The sequence below is a fragment of the Mesorhizobium sp. M0029 genome (genome assembly GCF_040323735.1).
Lineage (GTDB): Bacteria > Pseudomonadota > Alphaproteobacteria > Rhizobiales > Rhizobiaceae > Mesorhizobium.
The window spans coordinates 137,796-155,459 of record NZ_JAMYVF010000011.1; the positions used below are offsets into that span (position 1 = coordinate 137,796).

General features: G+C 63.5%; 11 protein-coding genes and 1 pseudogene. 6 read left to right on the forward strand and 6 right to left on the reverse strand.

The window, feature by feature from the left end; genetic code table 11:
* Positions 1–15: 15 nt before the first annotated feature.
* The 3 genes from NKJ76_RS19360 to NKJ76_RS19370 form a co-directional block, all read right to left on the reverse strand.
* Positions 16–1,179, reverse strand: a complete 1,164-nt coding sequence (locus NKJ76_RS19360) for a saccharopine dehydrogenase family protein (protein WP_023705202.1) — start codon at positions 1,177–1,179, stop codon at positions 16–18.
* Positions 1,176–1,685: an Lrp/AsnC family transcriptional regulator gene (locus NKJ76_RS19365; protein WP_023670324.1), complete on the reverse strand. Its 510-nt coding sequence runs from the start codon at positions 1,683–1,685 to the stop codon at positions 1,176–1,178. Before NKJ76_RS19365 ends, NKJ76_RS19360 begins: the two co-directional genes overlap by 4 nt.
* Positions 1,686–1,787: 102 nt before the next feature.
* A complete protein-coding gene (locus tag NKJ76_RS19370; RefSeq protein ID WP_352538128.1) occupies positions 1,788–2,510 on the reverse strand; it encodes a 3-keto-5-aminohexanoate cleavage protein in 723 nt (240 codons plus the stop codon).
* Between the two features lie 200 nt (positions 2,511–2,710).
* Here NKJ76_RS19370 and NKJ76_RS19375 point away from each other — a divergent pair, with 200 nt between their 5' ends.
* From NKJ76_RS19375 to NKJ76_RS19390, 4 genes are all read left to right on the forward strand, one after another.
* Positions 2,711–3,133, forward strand: coding sequence for an OsmC family protein (locus NKJ76_RS19375; protein ID WP_352459594.1), 423 nt, complete (start codon positions 2,711–2,713; stop codon positions 3,131–3,133).
* 44 nt (positions 3,134–3,177) lie between these two features.
* On the forward strand, positions 3,178–3,702 hold the full coding sequence (locus tag NKJ76_RS19380; RefSeq protein ID WP_352538129.1) for a carboxymuconolactone decarboxylase family protein: 525 nt from the start codon (positions 3,178–3,180) through the stop codon (positions 3,700–3,702).
* Positions 3,703–3,820: 118 nt separating this feature from the next.
* Positions 3,821–4,564, forward strand: coding sequence for a 2OG-Fe(II) oxygenase (locus NKJ76_RS19385; RefSeq protein ID WP_352538130.1), 744 nt, complete (start codon positions 3,821–3,823; stop codon positions 4,562–4,564).
* A gap of 377 nt (positions 4,565–4,941) precedes the next feature.
* Positions 4,942–6,564: an ABC-F family ATP-binding cassette domain-containing protein gene (locus tag NKJ76_RS19390; RefSeq protein ID WP_352518966.1), complete on the forward strand. Its 1,623-nt coding sequence runs from the start codon at positions 4,942–4,944 to the stop codon at positions 6,562–6,564.
* Positions 6,565–6,609: 45 nt separating this feature from the next.
* Here NKJ76_RS19390 and NKJ76_RS19395 read toward each other — a convergent pair.
* From NKJ76_RS19395 to NKJ76_RS19405, 3 genes and pseudogenes are all read right to left on the reverse strand, one after another.
* Positions 6,610–9,230 (reverse strand): annotated as a pseudogene (locus tag NKJ76_RS19395) (bifunctional diguanylate cyclase/phosphodiesterase).
* A gap of 261 nt (positions 9,231–9,491) precedes the next feature.
* A complete protein-coding gene (locus NKJ76_RS19400) occupies positions 9,492–10,385 on the reverse strand; it encodes a hypothetical protein (RefSeq protein ID WP_352538131.1) in 894 nt (297 codons plus the stop codon).
* Between the two features lie 244 nt (positions 10,386–10,629).
* On the reverse strand, positions 10,630–12,276 hold the full coding sequence (locus NKJ76_RS19405) for an acyl-CoA synthetase (RefSeq protein ID WP_352538132.1): 1,647 nt from the start codon (positions 12,274–12,276) through the stop codon (positions 10,630–10,632).
* A gap of 201 nt (positions 12,277–12,477) precedes the next feature.
* Here NKJ76_RS19405 and NKJ76_RS19410 point away from each other — a divergent pair, with 201 nt between their 5' ends.
* Both NKJ76_RS19410 and metH read left to right on the forward strand, forming a co-directional pair.
* Positions 12,478–13,599, forward strand: coding sequence for a KamA family radical SAM protein (locus NKJ76_RS19410; RefSeq protein WP_352538133.1), 1,122 nt, complete (start codon positions 12,478–12,480; stop codon positions 13,597–13,599).
* A gap of 150 nt (positions 13,600–13,749) precedes the next feature.
* Positions 13,750–17,559, forward strand: coding sequence for a methionine synthase (metH, locus tag NKJ76_RS19415; RefSeq protein ID WP_352538134.1), 3,810 nt, complete (start codon positions 13,750–13,752; stop codon positions 17,557–17,559).
* Positions 17,560–17,664: the final 105 nt, after the last annotated feature.

A 17,664-nucleotide genomic window follows, 5' to 3' on the forward strand; every position in this document is an offset into this window, starting at 1 on the left:
ACCGTTCGAAAATCCTCAGTCCCAGGCCACCGTCTCGGCAACCTTGATGCCACGCCTGGCCAGCTCGTCGAAGAACGGCCCGTCCGGCACATGCAGCAGCGGGTTCAAAAGCCCTGGTGTGGCGATCTCGCGCCGCGCCAGCATCTGCGCCACGATGCTGGCGGGATAGCCGACGCCAAGGCTCATGCCGAACAGGCCTGATGCCAGGTCGCGTTCGATGATCAGGTCCGACGTCACCGTTTTGGCGCGGCCGCCTTCGAGACCGGAAAAGACATTGCGCATCACGCAAAGGTCCTTCTCGTCGGCGCCATATTGCAGTTGCGGGCCGAGCAGACGGCCGAGAAATTCGCGTGGGCTGGCGCCGGTGCCGGGCACCTTGTCTTCGGAGAGGAAGCCGAGTTCCTTCAGCGGCGCCCAGAACGCCGACCATCCCGGCCAGCGCAGCGTATAGCGGCCCGAGCGTTGCAATCCCTTGGCGGCTGCCAGCATCTCGACATAGTGCAGAGCGTCGCCATTGGGGAAAGCTTCCAGCCGGCCGAGGCCCGCGACCTCGATCTCGTGGATGAAGGCATTGTCGTGCTGTCGGCCGGCCGGCACTTCGACGCGCTTGCCATACTCGATCATCACGCTGTCGCGGTTCTGGCTGACCAGAACCATGTCGAAATTCCAGCTTACCTTGTAGCAGAGCGGCTTGGCCATCGCCTTCGGTTCGGGGATGCCGCCGCAATAGGAATCGATCGAAGAAATCGTAGAGAACTGCTTTGCGGCGCGCGCATAGAGCACGAGGTCGATGCCGGGGTCGAGCCCGCATTCGGTCATGATCGAAACGCCGGCCTGTGCAGCCTCCGGCGCCAGATCGGCAATCGCCTTGCCGTAGTTGGTGGTGACCAGCGGCGTGCGCGTTGCGATCGCGGCCTGCACCGCCTCGCGCATCAATGGCTGCGGCAGCAGATCGATGGCGGCGTCGACATCCGCCAGCACGGTGGCAAGCGCCGGACCGATCGCGCCCTCGGGCATGACGAAACGCACGCGGGAAAGGTCGGTCAGCCCGGCAAGCCGGGCAGGGCCGTCAGCCGACGTATCGACGCAGACGACTTCCTCGACACCGGCGCTGGCGACGAGATCGGCGATGGCCGCCCGTCCCTGCAGGCCGAGGCCGCCGAGAACAGCTATTCTCATGCCGGCTCCTTGCGTGACGGTGTTTCTTCCGACCAGCAGCCTTCGGGAAGGCTGACCCATTTGTTGCATGAAGCCATGACGACGAAGGTTTCGCTGCGCACGACTTCCCCGGGAATGCCGGCGCCCGGAATCAGCTCGCTGGTGATGCGGTAGAGGTCGGCGACATCGCCGGCGACGGTCACGTCGACGATGATGTCGAAGCGCCCGGTAACCACCGAGGCCGAGTTGACGAAAGGCAGTTCGGCAATGCGCTGCGCCAGTTCCCGGGCGCGGCCACGTCCCTGAGCGTTGATGCCGACAATGGCCGAGATCAACTCGGGGCGTTCGGTCAGATTGAGCAGCCCGACGATCTTCAAGAGGTTGCGGTCGAGCAGATTGCGCAACCTTGAGCGCACCGTCGGCACCGAGATCGCCATCGTCTCGGCGAGCCGGTTGATGCCGGGCTGGGCATCCTGCGACAACAGCTTTACCAGCCGTCGATCGGTTTGATCGAGATGCTCACGCAAAAGGCAAGGCTTTCATAAAGGAGAAAAATGTGGTGGAATTTCTTCTTGATATGAAAATAGCCTACGAGATATTTATAATAACAGCAAGAGGTGAGTTTGTTGCTACGCTGATCGAATGGACTGGAAGATCGCCACCGCTGCCGCAGTCAGCGCGGCATTGCCGGCCGCAACCGTGCCATCCGGCAGATGCTTCCCATCCTCCAGCCCGACGCGCGTCGACCAGTTGCGATCCGCCGCACGGCGCACGAACGGCCACACCGTCGCGTTCTCGCCATGCAGCAGGATGGCACGGCGAATGCCGGCGCGCTCCAGGACCTGTTCGATGCCGCCGGCGACCGCAAAAGCCTCGTCTAGCGTCTGCTCGGAAATCTCGATCAGCACGCGCCCGCCATGGTCGAGGCCGACCAGCCGCTCGGCGTCGGCGACCGACGCCAGACCCGCCTCGATGCCGATGCCGCGCTGGCGCAGGCTCTCCATGACGATCGGAGCCGCCGCCTCGCTGAGATTGACCGAGGCATAGTCCGGCAATTCGCGCCAGCCGGCGATGGCGACCAGCGTGCTTGTATCGTCATTCTCGATCCAGGCGCCGGTGGAGACGCCGATCAGCGTACCGGGGCAGGCACGGCGCAGCGCTGCGATCGTCGGGTCCATCGCTTCCGGCGCAAGGCTCTCGCGGCGGTCCGCGCCGCGGGCATGGACATGCAGCTCAGCTGCGCCCACGGCAATCGAAGCCGCCCCGTCGCGCGCCATGGTGTCGGGGTCGAGCGGCAGGGTGGGGTGAAAATCGGCGGCGCGCGCGCCATTGATGCAGGCCTGGACGATCATGGCTCTCGCGCTCCTGTTGCGGATCGCGCGAGCCTAGCAAAGAGCAGGGTGGAGAGGAAACGGGCGCGGTGAAGACTGCTGACAGGGTGCCGCTTCTGCGGAGCTTGCGGCATCGGCCCAGGACATACCATATAGCGGGACAGGACACGCCACGGGCGATCCTTACCCCTTTGCCGGACTGCCGGCCAGAAGGATTTGCGATGGCTGAGTTGAAGGTCAGAACCCGCGTCACCGGCGCGACGGCGACGCTGCAGCCAGGCGGCTTGCCGGCTGTCACGACGCCGACCGGCGGCGCGGTCGATGTCGTCACCGGCGTGAGCGCGCCGGGCTTCAATCCGCTCGACCTGCTCTACGCCTCGCTCGCCTCCTGCATGGTGCTGAGCGCGCGCATCGCCGCCTCACGCCTCGGCGTCGCCGCCGAGCTTGGCGAAGTACGCGCCGAGGTCAGCGGCGAGAAGGCGAAGGACGAACCGTCGCGCGTCGAAAGGCTCAACATCAGGCTCGACATCTCAGGCGATCTCGACGCTGCGACCAAGCAGCGGATCGTCGAGGACGCCGAAGCGATCTGCACGGTGTCCAACACGCTGCGCGCCGCGCCGCAATTGCATACGACGCTTGGGTGAGGGTGTCGCAGAATGCCTCGCTACCACCAACCAAGGACCGTCCCATGGCCATGATCCCGCCGATCGACTACGCCTCGGCATCGCAAGACATCCGCGCCGAGCACGACAGGGAACTTGGCCTGCGCGGGCGCATGACCAACATGAAGCGCATCCTGCTGCATTCACCGGCAGCCCACCGCATCTATGCCGAATGGTTCACCCTGCGCGATCTCTTGAAGCCCACGCTCGACGACCGCGCCATCTGGCTGTTGTCGCTGGCGGTCTCCGAGAGATGCCGCGCCGAGATTCCGCTCACCTTCTTCCGCCGCGCGCTGATCGACAGCGGTCTTGATCCCGAGGCGATCGAGCCCAGCGCTGAAGAAGCTTTGCTGATCGAATTCGGCAAGGCAGTCGCTGCCGATACCAACGCCGTTCCCGACGATGTCTGGGCGGCACTCAAGGCTCGCTACGACGACACACTGCTGGTCAACCTCGTCGCCTTCGCCGGCATCATGGTGGCGACCTGCTTGTTCACGAATGCGGTGCGCGTTGATCTCGACCCGGAGCTGGAGGTGTATCGCAAGCGGTGAAGCGCGTTTTCCCTTCTCCCACAGGGGGCAAAGGGGAAGATCGCGCTTCACCTCCGCAGGAATCGGGTGGTTCACGCCCGCCGTTCGCCCCACTTTGATCATATCAAAGGAGGCATCGATGACCATCCATTCGATAAGCACCAAACGCGCAGCCCATTCGGCCGAAGCGCGCGTCGCAGCGCAGGACTGGAGTGCTCTGATCGGCGAACTGAACAGCCACGGCAGCACCGTCATGCCGGCGCTGCTTTCACCCGAGGAGTGCACCGAGATCGCCGGTCTCTATCCGCATGAGGACCATTTCCGCAGCCATGTGGTGATGGCCCGCCATGGCTTCGGCAAGGGCGAGTACCGCTATTTCCGCTATCCGCTGCCGGATCTGGTCGGTGGCCTGCGCGCCGCGCTCTATCCCAGGCTCGCCTGCGTCGCCAACGACTGGAACGAACGCATGGGCGCGGCACGGCGCTATCCCGATGACCACGCCGCCTTCCTCCAGCTTTGCCACGAAAGCGGCCAAACGCGGCCGACGCCGCTTCTCCTGCAATATGGCCCCGGCGACTTCAACTGCCTCCATCAGGACCTCTACGGCGATCTCGCTTTTCCCCTGCAGGTGGCGATCCTGTTGTCGCAGCCCGGCGAGGATTTCACCGGCGGCGAATTCGTCCTGACCGAACAGCGCCCGCGCATGCAAAGCCGTGCCGAAGTGGTGCCGCTGACCCGGGGCGATGCGGTGATCTTTGCTGTCCACAACCGCCCGGTGCAAGGCACGAAAGGCCATTACCGCGTCAACCTCAGGCACGGCGTCAGCCGCCTGCGCTCCGGCAGGCGGCATACAGTGGGGATCATTTTCCACGACGCGAAGTGACAATTCGTCGGACACAGCCAAAGCACCTCACTACCGCTGCTTATTGACATGGCGAGTTCGGCGGAACAGTCTCGCTTGTGTAAGAGAGGGGAATTTATGAAACGATCCTATGAGAAGCCGACACTCGTCAGACGGGGCAAGCTCGCCTCGCTCGCCGCCCAGCAGGTGCCGTCAATAGAAGCGGAAGTGCCCGCACCGAACTGAGTACAGAAGCTGGTTCAAAAACAGCCCGTTGCGCAAAATCGCGCGGCGGGCTGTTTTGCATTCTGGAGGTGCGGACCGCAGCGGCTTTTGCGCGCGGCGTCAAATGGGCGCTTCCTCTGGCGCGGCCGATCGCGTAAGGGCCGGGGAAAATCCTCCAAGGTTCTTCCAGTCGCATGATCCGTCTTGAAAGCATCAGCAAGCAGAACGGCCGCCAGCTTGTCTTCATCGAGGCCTCGGCCTCGCTACAGAAGGGCGAGAAGGTCGGCCTTGTCGGGCCGAACGGCGCCGGCAAGACGACGCTGTTTCGCATGATCACCGGCCAGGAACAGCCCGACGAAGGCCAGGTGCAGGTCGATCGCGGCGTCACCATCGGCTATTTCAGCCAGGATGTCGGCGACATGGCCGGCCGCAGTGCTGTGGCCGAGGTGATGAACGGCGCCGGGCCGGTCAGCGACGTGGCGGCCGAAATGGCCGAACTCGAGGCGGCCATGGCCGACCCCGAACAGGCCGACCGGATGGAGGAGATCATCGAGAAGTACGGCGAGGCGCAGCATCGTTTCGAGGAGCTCGACGGCTATGCGCTCGATGGCCGCGCCCGCGAAGTGCTCGACGGCCTCGGCTTTTCCCAGGAAATGATGGACGGCGATGTCGGCAAACTGTCCGGCGGCTGGAAGATGCGCGTGGCGCTGGCCCGCATCCTGTTGATGCGGCCCGACGTCATGCTGCTCGACGAGCCGTCCAACCATCTCGATCTCGAAAGCCTGATCTGGCTGGAGCAGTTCCTGAAGGGTTATGAGGGCGCGCTGCTGATGACCTCGCACGACCGCGAGTTCATGAACCGCATCGTCAACAAGGTGGTCGAGATCGACGCCGGTTCGCTCACCGCCTATTCCGGCAATTACGAATTCTACCAGCAGCAGCGGGCGATCGCCGACAAGCAGCAGCAGGCGCAGTTCGAGCGCCAGCAGGCCATGCTGGCCAAGGAGATCGCTTTCATCGAGCGCTTCAAGGCGCGGGCGTCACACGCCGCCCAGGTGCAGAGCCGGGTGAAGAAGCTCGACAAGATCGATCGTGTCGAGCCGCCCAAGCGCCGTCAGATCGTGAATTTCGATTTTCAGCCGGCGCCGCGCTGCGGCGAGGATGTCGTGACGCTGAAGAACGTCCACAAGGGCTATGGCAGCCGCTCGATCTATGAGGGGCTGGACTTCCAGGTCCGCCGCCGCGAGCGCTGGTGCATCATGGGCGTCAACGGCGCCGGCAAGTCGACACTGCTGAAGCTGGTGGCCGGCGCGTCTGACCCGGATGCCGGCACAGTTGCTCGGGGGCCGAGTGTGAAAATGGGCTATTTCGCCCAGCACGCCATGGAGGTGTTGGAGGGCGAACGCACCGTGTTCCAGACGCTGGAGGACGCGTTTCCGCAAGCCGGCCAGGCGCCGCTCAGGGCACTCGCCGGCTGCTTCGGCTTTTCCGGCGACGAGATCGAGAAGAAATGCCGGGTGCTGTCGGGCGGCGAAAAGGCGCGCCTGGTAATGGCGCTGATGCTGTTCGACCCGCCCAACCTGCTGGTGCTGGACGAGCCGACCAACCATTTGGACATCGCCACAAAGGAGATGCTGATCACGGCGCTGTCGCAATACGAAGGCACCATGCTGTTCGTCTCGCACGACCGCCATTTCCTGGCCGCACTCTCCAACCGCGTGCTGGAACTGACGCCAGAAGGCATCCACACCTATGGCGGCGGCTATACCGAATATGTGGAGAGGACCGGGCACGAGGCGCCGGGGCTGCGGACCTGACGCAGGTCCTGCGTCCGCATTTGCGTCCAGCAAAGCCAGGATTTGTCAGCTCGCCGCCAGCCATTTGCGCGACTGCGCGAAGGCCTTGAAGGCTTTGGCATCCATCGGGTAGCCGAACAGGAAGCCTTGCAGGATGTCGCAGCCAAGCTCTTTCAGGATGCGCGCGTGCTCCATCGTCTCGACGCCCTCGGCGATCACTTCGATCCCGAGCGACTTGCCGATGTCGATGATGGACGACACAAGCTGCCGCTGTGCGGTTGAGCTGGTGATGGGGGTGACCAGCTGGCGGTCGATCTTGAGGCGACGGGGCCGCAACTTCAACAGCGAGACGATCGAGGCATGCCCGGTGCCGAAATCGTCGATCTCGACGTCGATGCCGAGCCCCTTGATGTGTTCGATGTTCCAGCTGACCAGCTCGTCGTTTTCGTCGAGGAAAATCGACTCCACCAGTTCGAACGACACGGTCCCTTCCTTGATCGGAAGCTTGCGCAAACCCTTGATCAGGTCCCTGTCTTCCAGGCGCCGTGCGGAAACGTTGACCGAGACGCGCGAGATGTTGAGGTGGCTGCGCGACCAACGCTCAAAATTATCGAGCGCCTGCTCCAGGACGGTGCGGTCGATAAGCGCCACGACATTAAGTTCTTCAGCCACCTTGATGTAGGCGTCGGGGGTCAGCATGCCGCGTTGCGGATGATCCCAACGCGACAGCGCCTCGACGCCGACGATCTCCAGCGTCTTGGCGTCGAACTGCGGCTGATAGTAGACGATGAATTCGTTCCGCTCGAGCCCGCCCAGAATCTCGTCGGCGGTTTGCTTGGTCCGCACGATCTCGCTCTGCAGCTCTTCGTTGAAAAACTCGTAGCGGTTGCGGCCGCGGCCTTTCGCCCGGTACAGCGCCAGATCGGCATTGACAAGCAACTGCTTGGCATCGACGCCGCTATTGGCCGCAATGCCGATGCTGACGCCGAACCGGCACTGGTGACCCAGATAGTCGACCGGCTGGCGCATCGCATCGATAATGTGGTCGGCCAGCGCGGCGAGGTCCTTGTCGTCGCGTCCATGGCTCAGCACGACAAACTCGTCGCCGCCGATGCGCGCAACGAAATCGGCACTGCCGACGCTGGCCTTGATGACTTTCGAAGCATGCACCAGCAATGCATCGCCCGCTGCATGGCCGAGCGTGTCGTGATCTGCTTGAACCGGTCAAGGTCGAGATGCAGCAACGCCGCACGGCCGTCGGCTTCGCGGTTTTCGGCAAGCATCTCGTCCAGATACCGACGGTTGGGCAGACCAGTCAGCGAATCATGCATCGCGACATGCTCGATGCGGGCTTTGGCCAGGTTCAGTTCGGCATTTTTCGATTCTGAAAGGCGACGTTCACGCACGAGATTCTCGTTGAGCAGCACGTCGCCTGTCACATCCCATTCGGCGCCGATCATTTTTGGCGTGCCGTCGATGTCCCGGAAGAAACTGGCGCGGGTGCGCACATGGCGAATGGTGCCGTCCGGCCGCAGGAGCCGATATTGCGAAGAGTAGGGTCCTTGTGTTGCAACAGCCGAATCGAAATCTGCTTTAGCCCGTTCGAAGTCTTGGGGATGGATCGCCAGCGCCCAGTCGTCATAGCTACGGGTCTTGCCGCCGCCGGGTTTGCCATAGATTTCGTTGATGCGGTCGTCCCATACGAGTTGGTTGCTGACGGTATCGTGCTCCCACACGCCTATAGCAGAGGCTTCCAACGCCAACTCCAGCCGCCGGGACAGGCGCCTCAACTCGGCGTCACTTTTCTGCCGCTCACCGAAAAGACGTCCTGCCACGAGGATCGGCAGCACCACCAGCGCGCCGGCAAGCGCCATGAGCAGACGCAACAGCCACTCATTTTTCGGAGCGGTCGGCCAACCGCCCTTCGGTATGGCTGAAATTTGCCAGGAGCCTGAAGGCAATTGCACCTCTGCCATCACCGGATTGCCGGACACGACATTATCGCCGCCAAAGAACAGTTCCCCGCCGCCGCCGAGCGCATCCTTGCCGATAAGCGCCACATCGATATCCAGATCAGGGTCGGTCAGTCCGCTGGCAGCGTAGAGCCGATCGACATCGATCACGGCCGAGACGATACCCCAGAAACGGTCGCCGCCACCCGCCGTCGGCACGAAAACCGGGATACGGCCGATGAAGCCACGTCCGCCTTGCGCCAGTTTGACCGGCCCGGCGAGCACAAGCGCGCGCTGGTCACGAGCGCGAAGCGCGGCCATGCGTTGCGTATCGCTCTTGCGGTAGTCCAGCCCGATGGCTTTTTCATTGCCTTCCAGCGGATATATCAGCGCGATGACGAGGTCGGGGGCGCCGGCAATATCGCGCAACTGCGATCTTTGCTCGAACAAATTACGGGCGAGCGCCGCAAATCTTTGCTGGCCCATATAGGGCTCCGTAACGATTGTCGAAACGAGACCCTGAACCAGCTGGAGATTGCCGCTTATGTTGCCTTCGAGCTTGGCACGTATGATGTTGACCTTGGCCAGGACGTCGGCGCGCGCCAGCTGATCGGAGACCTCTCTGTTCCTCTGGTCGGCAACCAGGGCGCAGACGAGAAGCACGACAAAGGCAATCGCCGCCGGCAAGTTGGCGGAAGAAAAAACGGCCCGTTTCAACCGGCCGGAATTGAGCATTGCACCTGCCAACTCGATCCGAAGACCTTTCCAGGACAGTAGTCCTTCGGTCGACCATAGTAGCTAAAGCTTAAATTTGAGCTTCGAGACGAATCCGAGAACAAACGGTAAGCTTTTGGTTGCCAGGGTCCAGCCGAAATCTGAATGAGTGTCCGAAAGTAGGACGCCAGGTTGCAGAGTTCTGCAACCCAGCGGCGAAGTCATATTCGCCTCAGATTGCAACAAGCCGCCTGATCTGCCGCGCGGGCCCTTGCGGGAGGCTTACTTCCCAGCCATTTGATCGGCCAGTGCCTGCGCCTGGGCGAGCAGCGCCGGGAAAGCCGGGTCAGCCGGCAGGCGCTGCGCCATGCAGGCCCGGTAGTCGCTGTCGCCCTTGTCCCAGGCGGCGTTGGAGGAATCGAACGCTTTTTCGTCCTTGAGGTCCGATGCCTGGTAGGCCTCCTGGAATTTCTGCGCGGCGGCGTCCGCAGCAGCCCACACGGCGTCGCAGGCGGCGATCTTCGGAACGGCAGGGGCTGCCGGTGCTGCGATAATTCTCACGCTGTTGCCTTTGACGAGCGTAACGATGACTTCCTGCTCATAGATCGGCCCGACGTCCTGCGTCCAGCCGCCGAGCCGTGCGAAGGCGATGTCGGCGCCTTCGGGTTTCTTCAATGGAAAGTCGAGCGTTCCCTCGAAGGCGGCGTCGCTGTTGATCGCCTGGGTATAGAAGGCATCCAGCTTAAGCGCCTCATCGATGCCGGCGGGCAGTTTGAAACTTTCGTCGGTCTCGGCGGTTCTGGACTGGAGCCAGCGCTCCAGCAGCCCTCGCGTCGTTGCCACCAGGCTGGGGCCGTCGTCGCCCTTGGTGTATCGCAGCCCATCGAGCATGCCATAGCCGATATCGGAGTCGCTGAGGCTTTCGATATTGATTGTGCCGGTTGGCGGAAAGTCCTTGACCGCCAGCGGCCCGATAATGCCGGCAAGACGCTGCTGGAGGTCGGCCAGCGCCTTCTCGTTCTCAGCGTCGATGGTCTCGATTGCCGCGTTCGCACTGTTCAGCGCTGCGATATCAGCAATCGCCTTGTCACGCGCGGCCACATAGTCGTCCTCCGGCGAGGCCGCGAAAGCCACGCTGCTCACCAGTGCAAACAGAAACGTCCAGACCCACCGCATGATATAAACCCTGCTCTACGTTCGATTCCAAGGATACATGACAACATTGGGCTGAAAAAAGACGCCGTTGGAGCTGCAGATCTCCCCACATGAGGGGGAGATGGCCGGCAGGCCAGAGGGGGTCGCCGCGCGTGAAGCGCTGACTCCTTTTGCAGCGCGAGACGACGTTAGCGCTTCACGCGCAACGACCCCCTCTGTCGCCTTCGGCGACATCTCCCCCTCGAGGGGGGAGATTGGCGCCTAATCACGCCTTGCGCTTCTCCACCTCCGCCTTCCTCAGCAGGAAGCGCTGGATCTTGCCGCTTGGGGTCTTCGGCAGTTCCGTGATGAACTCGACCTCGCGCGGGTAGGCGTGCGCCGACAGCCGTTTCTTGACGTGCTGGGCCAGCTCTTCGGCGAGCTCCGAATTGCCCTTGTAAGCCGGCCCCAGAACGACGAAGGCCTTGACGATCTCGGTGCGCTGCGGATCGGGCACGCCGACGACAGCCGCCTCGTTGACCGCCGGATGCTCGATCAGCGCGCTTTCGACGTCGAACGGGCCGATGCGATAGCCGGCCGAAGTGATGACATCGTCGGCGCGGCCGATGAAGGAGACCGAACCGTCCGGCTCGTACTCCACCGTGTCGCCGGTGCGGTAGTAGCCGCCCGTGATCGCTGGCGTCTCGGCTTGGTGATAGCCGTCGAACCAGCGCAGCGGCGACTTCGCGATGTCGACGGCGAGGATGCCGGGCTGGTTGGGGCCGAGCTCGTTGCCGGCCTCGTCCAATACCACCATGCGATATCCGGGCATTGCGAAGCCGGCCGAGCCCACGCGCACGACGTGCGAGAGCCCATGATGGTTGTTGACCATCATGCCGTTCTCGGTCTGGCCGTAATGGTCGTGAATGGGCGCGGCGAGATTTGCGTCGAACCAGCGGATGACTTCCGGGTTGAGCGGCTCTCCGGCGCTGCTCACCACGCGCAGTCTGCCTTTGACACGGGCCGCAGCTTCCGCGCCTTCCGCCATCAGCAGGCGATAGGCGGTCGGCGAGCCGGCAAGGCTGGTGACGCCGAGCCGCTCGATGATGTCGTAAGTGCTCTTGGCGTTGAAGGCGCCTTCATAGAAGGTCGTGGCGATGCCGAGCTGCAACGGGCCGGTGATGGCGTAATAGAGGCCGTTGGCCCAGCCGGGGTCCGCGATGTTCCAGAAGATGTCGTCGGGCAGCAAGCCGATCGCGTCGCGCATATAGGCGCCGAAGGCGAGCAGGGCGCGAAGCGGCACCGGCACGCCCTTGGGCAGGCCGGTCGTTCCCGACGTCGACATCATCATGAACAAGTCGTCGCCCTTGCGCATCACCGGCTGGCACTCGGGCGAGGCGGCGGCAAGCGCGGCGCGGAAATCGATGTCGCCTGCAGGTAGCACATCGCCATTGCCAAGAATGATGGCGATTTGCGCTGATGTCTCGACCTCGTCGAGCTTGCCGCGATTGGCCGGGTTGGTGACCACGATCCTGGCGCCGCTATAGCCGAGACGGTGCTCGATGGCCTTCGGGCCGAAGGCGGTGAACAGCGGCTGGTAGACCGCCCCGATGCGCCATGTCCCGAGGATCAGCGCCACCAGTTCGGGGACGCGCGGCAGCATGCCGGCGACGACATCGCCGGCACCGACGCCGGCGGCCTTGAGCACATTGGCGGCGCGCCCCGACATGTCGGCGAGATCGTCGAAGCTGAATTCGCGAAGCTCGCCGCCGGCCGAGATCGCGCGCAGCGCCAGCCGGTCTTCTCCGGTGTAGCGGCCGCAGCATTCGACATAGGCATTGATGCCGGTTCCAGGGTTGCCATACAACCGCGCGATCTCATCTTCGATGCGAAAGCGCTGAACGGCATCCTCATAGCGCGGCATTTTGCTCATGGCAGTCCTCCCTAGGCGGCGCCCATCTCCCCTTGGAGCGCCTTATCGGTCAGATTGCCTGAAATTGCTGCGCTGGTCGATTACGGCGATAGTCGGGGAATGCGAAGGACCGCAGCGCAGCGACAATCCGCGCCGAGCCACTGGAGTTGACCGAACCGTCCATCCGGCCGATAGCACCGCCAGAATTGCCCCGAGGCCGCAATGACCCCAGACTCAACTTTCGATGACGCGGCCACAGCCGACGAAGAACGCGATGCCGACACCGCCTGGCAAAACGACATCCGCGCGGGCGTGCGCCACGTCCGCGATCTCGCCTCCCTGCCGCTGTCACCCGCCGAGCGCGCGGCGGCGCAGGAGGCGGTCGTACGCCACAAGGTGCGTGCCCCCAAAACCTATCTCGACCTGATCGACTGGAACGATCCCGCCGATCCGATCCGCGCCCAGGTCATTCCATCGCCGGATGAGCTGACGGAAACGGAAGGCGAGCTCGACGATCCCATCGCCGACCATGCCTTCAGTCCGGTGCCACGACTGACGCACCGCCACGCCGACCGGGTGCTGTTGTTTGCAACCTACCAATGCGCGGTCTATTGCCGTTTCTGCTTCCGCAAGGAATCCCTGACCTCGATCGGCCGCGGCTATACGCGAGAAGCGCTCGAAGAGGCTTTTGCCTATATCGAAGGCCATACCGAAATCCGCGAAGTGATCCTGACGGGCGGCGATCCGCTTTCGCTGCCCGACAAGGCGCTGGCTGAAATCCGCGCCCGCATCGAGGCGATCGCGCATGTCAGGCTGCTGCGTATCCACACGCGCGTGCCTGTCGTACTGCCCGCGCGCATCACGCCGGGGCTGGTTGGCGCGTTGCAGGGCCGGCTGATGGTCACAATCGTCACCCATTTCAACCATGCGCGGGAGATCACGCCGGCCACCGAATTGGCCTGCCGCGTCATGCGCCAGGCAGGCTTCGTGCTGCTCAACCAGAGTGTCCTGCTCAAGGGCGTCAACGACACGGTCGAGGTGCTGGAGGAACTCTGCCGCGAACTGATGTACCGGCTCGGCGTCAAACCCTATTACCTGCACCATGGCGACCTCGCGCGCGGCATGGCGCAGAGGCGCACCACGATTGCGCAGGGACAGGCGCTGGCCGGCGCGCTGCGCGCCCGCCTGTCGGGCATCTGCAATCCGGTCTATGTGCTGGACCTGCCGGAAGGCGGTGGCAAGGTGCCGCTCGGGCCATGCCATGTCGAGGGCCGGGACGGGCAGGACTGGCGCATCCGCGGCCAGGACGGCGAGGTGAGGCTGTATCGGGACGTCGTGGTGTAGGCAGGGCGCAGCGGCGACAATGACCGCCGCCGTCACATTGTCGATCGGGATGACCGATCGCACCAAACTCTCGCCACGACGCGTTCGCCTGCATTCCGTATGTTGACATAAAGATATCCTTATGTGATGGTTGTCGCCTCAAGGAAAAAAATGTCGCAGAATTCTGCATCGCTGGACGTTTTGTTCGGCCCCGTCGCGGCCAAGCCCGACGGTTCGGAAGTGCTTGCGGCGCTCACCGCGGCGGCACGCGAGCGCATCCTCATCCTCGACGGCGCCATGGGCACGCAGATCCAGGGTCTCGGTTTCGACGAGGAGCATTTTCGCGGCGAGGCATTCGCCGGCTGCGCCTGCCACCAGCAAGGCAACAACGACCTCTTGATCCTGACGCAGCCGAAGGCGATCGAGGAGATCCATTATCAATACGCCATCGCTGGCGCCGATATCCTCGAGACCAACACCTTCTCCTCGACCTCGATCGCCCAGGCCGATTACGGCATGGAGGATGCCGTCTACGCGCTGAACCGGGACGGCGCGCGACTGGTGCGTCGGGCAGCGGCGAGGGCACAGCAGGAGGACGGCAAGCGCCGTTTCGTCGCCGGCGCGCTCGGGCCGACCAACCGCACCGCCTCGATGTCCCCCGACGTCAACAATCCCGGCTACCGCGCGGTGACCTTCGATGAATTGCGCCTGGCCTATGGCGAGCAGCTGCGCGGCCTGGTCGACGGTGGCGCCGACATCATTCTCATCGAGACCATCTTCGACACGCTGAACGCCAAGGCGGCGATCTTTGCCTGCAACGAGATTTTCCTCGAAAAGGGCGTGCGCCTGCCGGTGATGATTTCGGGCACCATCGCCGATCTCTCCGGCCGCACGCTGTCGGGCCAGACGCCGACCGCCTTCTGGCATTCGGTGCGCCATGCCAACCCCTTCACCATCGGCCTCAACTGCGCGCTCGGCGCCAATGCGATGCGCGCGCATCTGGCCGAAATTTCAGGCGCCGCCGACACCTTCGTCTGCGCCTATCCGAATGCCGGCCTGCCCAATGAATTCGGCCGCTATGACGAGAGCCCGGACTTCATGGCCGCGCAGATCGAGGATTTTGCGCGGGAAGGGCTGGTCAACGTCGTCGGCGGCTGCTGTGGCTCGACGCCGGACCACATCCGCGCCATCGCCGAGGCTGTCAAGAAATATCCGCCACGCGCCATCCCCGAGATCGAGCGCAAGATGCGCCTGTCCGGGCTGGAGCCGTTCACGCTGACTGACGAGATTCCCTTCGTTAATGTCGGCGAGCGCACCAACGTCACCGGCTCGGCCAGGTTCCGAAAGCTGATCACGGCGGGCGATTATGTCCCCGCGCTCGACGTGGCGCGCGACCAGGTCGCCAATGGCGCCCAGATCATCGACATCAACATGGATGAAGGCCTGATCGATTCGAAGAAGGCGATGGTCGAGTATCTCAACCTGATCGCCGCCGAACCTGATATCGCCCGTGTTCCGGTCATGGTCGACTCCTCGAAATGGGAGATCATCGAGGCCGGGCTGAAATGCGTGCAGGGCAAGCCACTGGTCAACTCCATCTCGATGAAGGAAGGCGAGGAAGCCTTTCTGCATCATGCGAAGCTGGTGCGCGCCTATGGCGCGGCCGTGGTCGTCATGGCCTTCGACGAAGCCGGCCAGGCCGACACCAAGGCGCGCAAAGTCGAGATCTGCACCCGCGCCTACAAGCTGCTCACCGAACAGGCGGGTTTCCCGCCCGAAGACATCGTCTTCGACCCCAATGTCTTCGCGGTCGCCACCGGCATAGAGGAGCACGACAATTACGGCGTCGACTTCATCGAGGCCACCGGCGAGATCACCGCCACGCTGCCGCATGTGCATATCTCGGGCGGCGTCTCGAACCTGTCCTTCTCCTTCCGCGGCAACGAGCCGGTGCGCGAGGCGATGCACGCGGTGTTCCTCTACCATGCTATCCAGCGCGGCATGGATATGGGCATCGTCAATGCCGGCCAGCTTGCCGTCTACGACACGATCGAACCGGGACTGCGCGAGGCTTGCGAGGACGTCGTGCTCAACCGCGCGCCCAGGGCCGGCGGCACCGCCACCGAACGCATGCTGGAGATCGCCGAGCGCTTCAAGGGCACCGCCGGCAAGGAAGCCAGGGAGCGCGATCTCGCCTGGCGCGACTGGACGGTCGAGCGGCGGATTTCGCATGCGCTGGTCAACGGCATCACCGAATTCATCGACGCCGACACCGAAGAGGCGCGGCTTGCGGCCGAGCGGCCGCTGCATGTCATCGAAGGCCCGCTGATGGCCGGCATGAATGTCGTCGGCGATCTGTTCGGCGCGGGAAAGATGTTTCTGCCGCAAGTGGTGAAGTCGGCGCGCGTGATGAAGCAGGCGGTGGCCGGATTGCTGCCGCACATGGAGGCCGAAAAACTGGCCAACGCCGCCAATGGCATCGACAATGGCGAGCGCCAGACAGCCGGCAAAATCCTGATGGCGACTGTAAAGGGCGATGTCCACGACATCGGCAAGAACATCGTCGGCGTCGTTCTGGCCTGCAACAATTACGAGATCATCGATCTCGGCGTCATGGTGCCGGCGGCGAAGATCCTGCAGACGGCTCGCGAGCAAAATGTCGACATCATCGGCCTGTCCGGCCTGATCACCCCGTCGCTGGACGAGATGGTGCACATGGCCGCCGAGATGGAGCGTGAAGGCTTTGACATTCCGCTGCTGATCGGCGGCGCCACGACCAGCCGCGTGCACACGGCGGTGAAGATCCACCCGCGCTATTCCAAGGGACAGACGGTCTATGTCAATGACGCCAGCCGCGCCGTCGGCGTCGTGTCATCCTTGCTGTCGAACGAGACCAAGGGCGGCTACGTCGACACAGTGCGGGCCGAGTACAAAAAGGTCGCCGACGCGCATGCCCGCTCCGAGGCCGACAAGCAGCGGCTGCCGCTGGCCAAGGCCAGGGCCAATGCGCACAAGGTCGACTGGTCGACCTATGAGCCGCCGAAGCCGTCCTTCACCGGCGTCAAGGTTTTCGGCAACTGGGACCTGACGGAGCTCGCGCGCTACATCGACTGGACGCCGTTCTTCCAGACCTGGGAGCTGAAGGGGCGTTACCCCAAGATCCTCGACGACGAGAAGCAGGGAGCCGCCGCGCGCCAGCTTTTCGAGGACGCGCAGGCGATGCTGAAAAAGATCATCGCGGAAAAATGGTTCGCGCCGCGCGCCGTCATCGGCTTCTGGCCGTCCAATGCCGTCGGCGACGACATCAGGCTGTTCACAGATGAGGCGCGCTCGCAGGAGCTTGCCACTTTCTTCACGCTGCGCCAGCAGCTGATCAAGCGCGACGGCAAGGCCAATGTCGCGCTGTCGGATTTCGTCGCGCCGGCCGACAGCGGCAAGCCGGACTATATCGGCGGCTTCATCGTGACCGCGGGGATCGAGGAGGTGGCGATCGCCGAGCGCTTCGAGCGCGCCAATGACGATTATTCCTCGATCATGGTCAAGGCGCTGGCCGACCGTTTCGCCGAAGCTTTCGCCGAGCGCATGCACGAGAAGGTGCGCAAGGAATTCTGGGGCTATGCATCAGACGAGAAGCTGGCGCCCGACGAACTGATCGGCGAGCCTTATCGCGGCATCCGCCCGGCGCCCGGCTATCCCGCGCAGCCCGATCATACCGAGAAGGCGACCTTGTTCCAACTGCTGGATGGTGAGCGCAGTGCCGGCGTGAGCCTCACCGAAAGCTATGCGATGTGGCCGGGTTCATCGGTCTCCGGCATCTATCTCGCCCATCCCGAAAGCTATTATTTCGGTGTCGCCAAGGTCGAACGCGACCAGGTCGAGGACTATGCGCGGCGTAAAGCCATGCCGCTGGCCGATGCCGAGCGCTGGCTTGGGCCGATCCTCAACTATGTGCCCGTGGATTATGCCGAGGCGGCGGAATAGCCGGGACGTGATCTAGCCCAATGGCTGCTCGACCGCTCCCTTGATTTTTCACCGTCGAAAAAATCGCGCCGCACCGGTTCTCGGCGAGCTGCCGGTTGTCGGTCG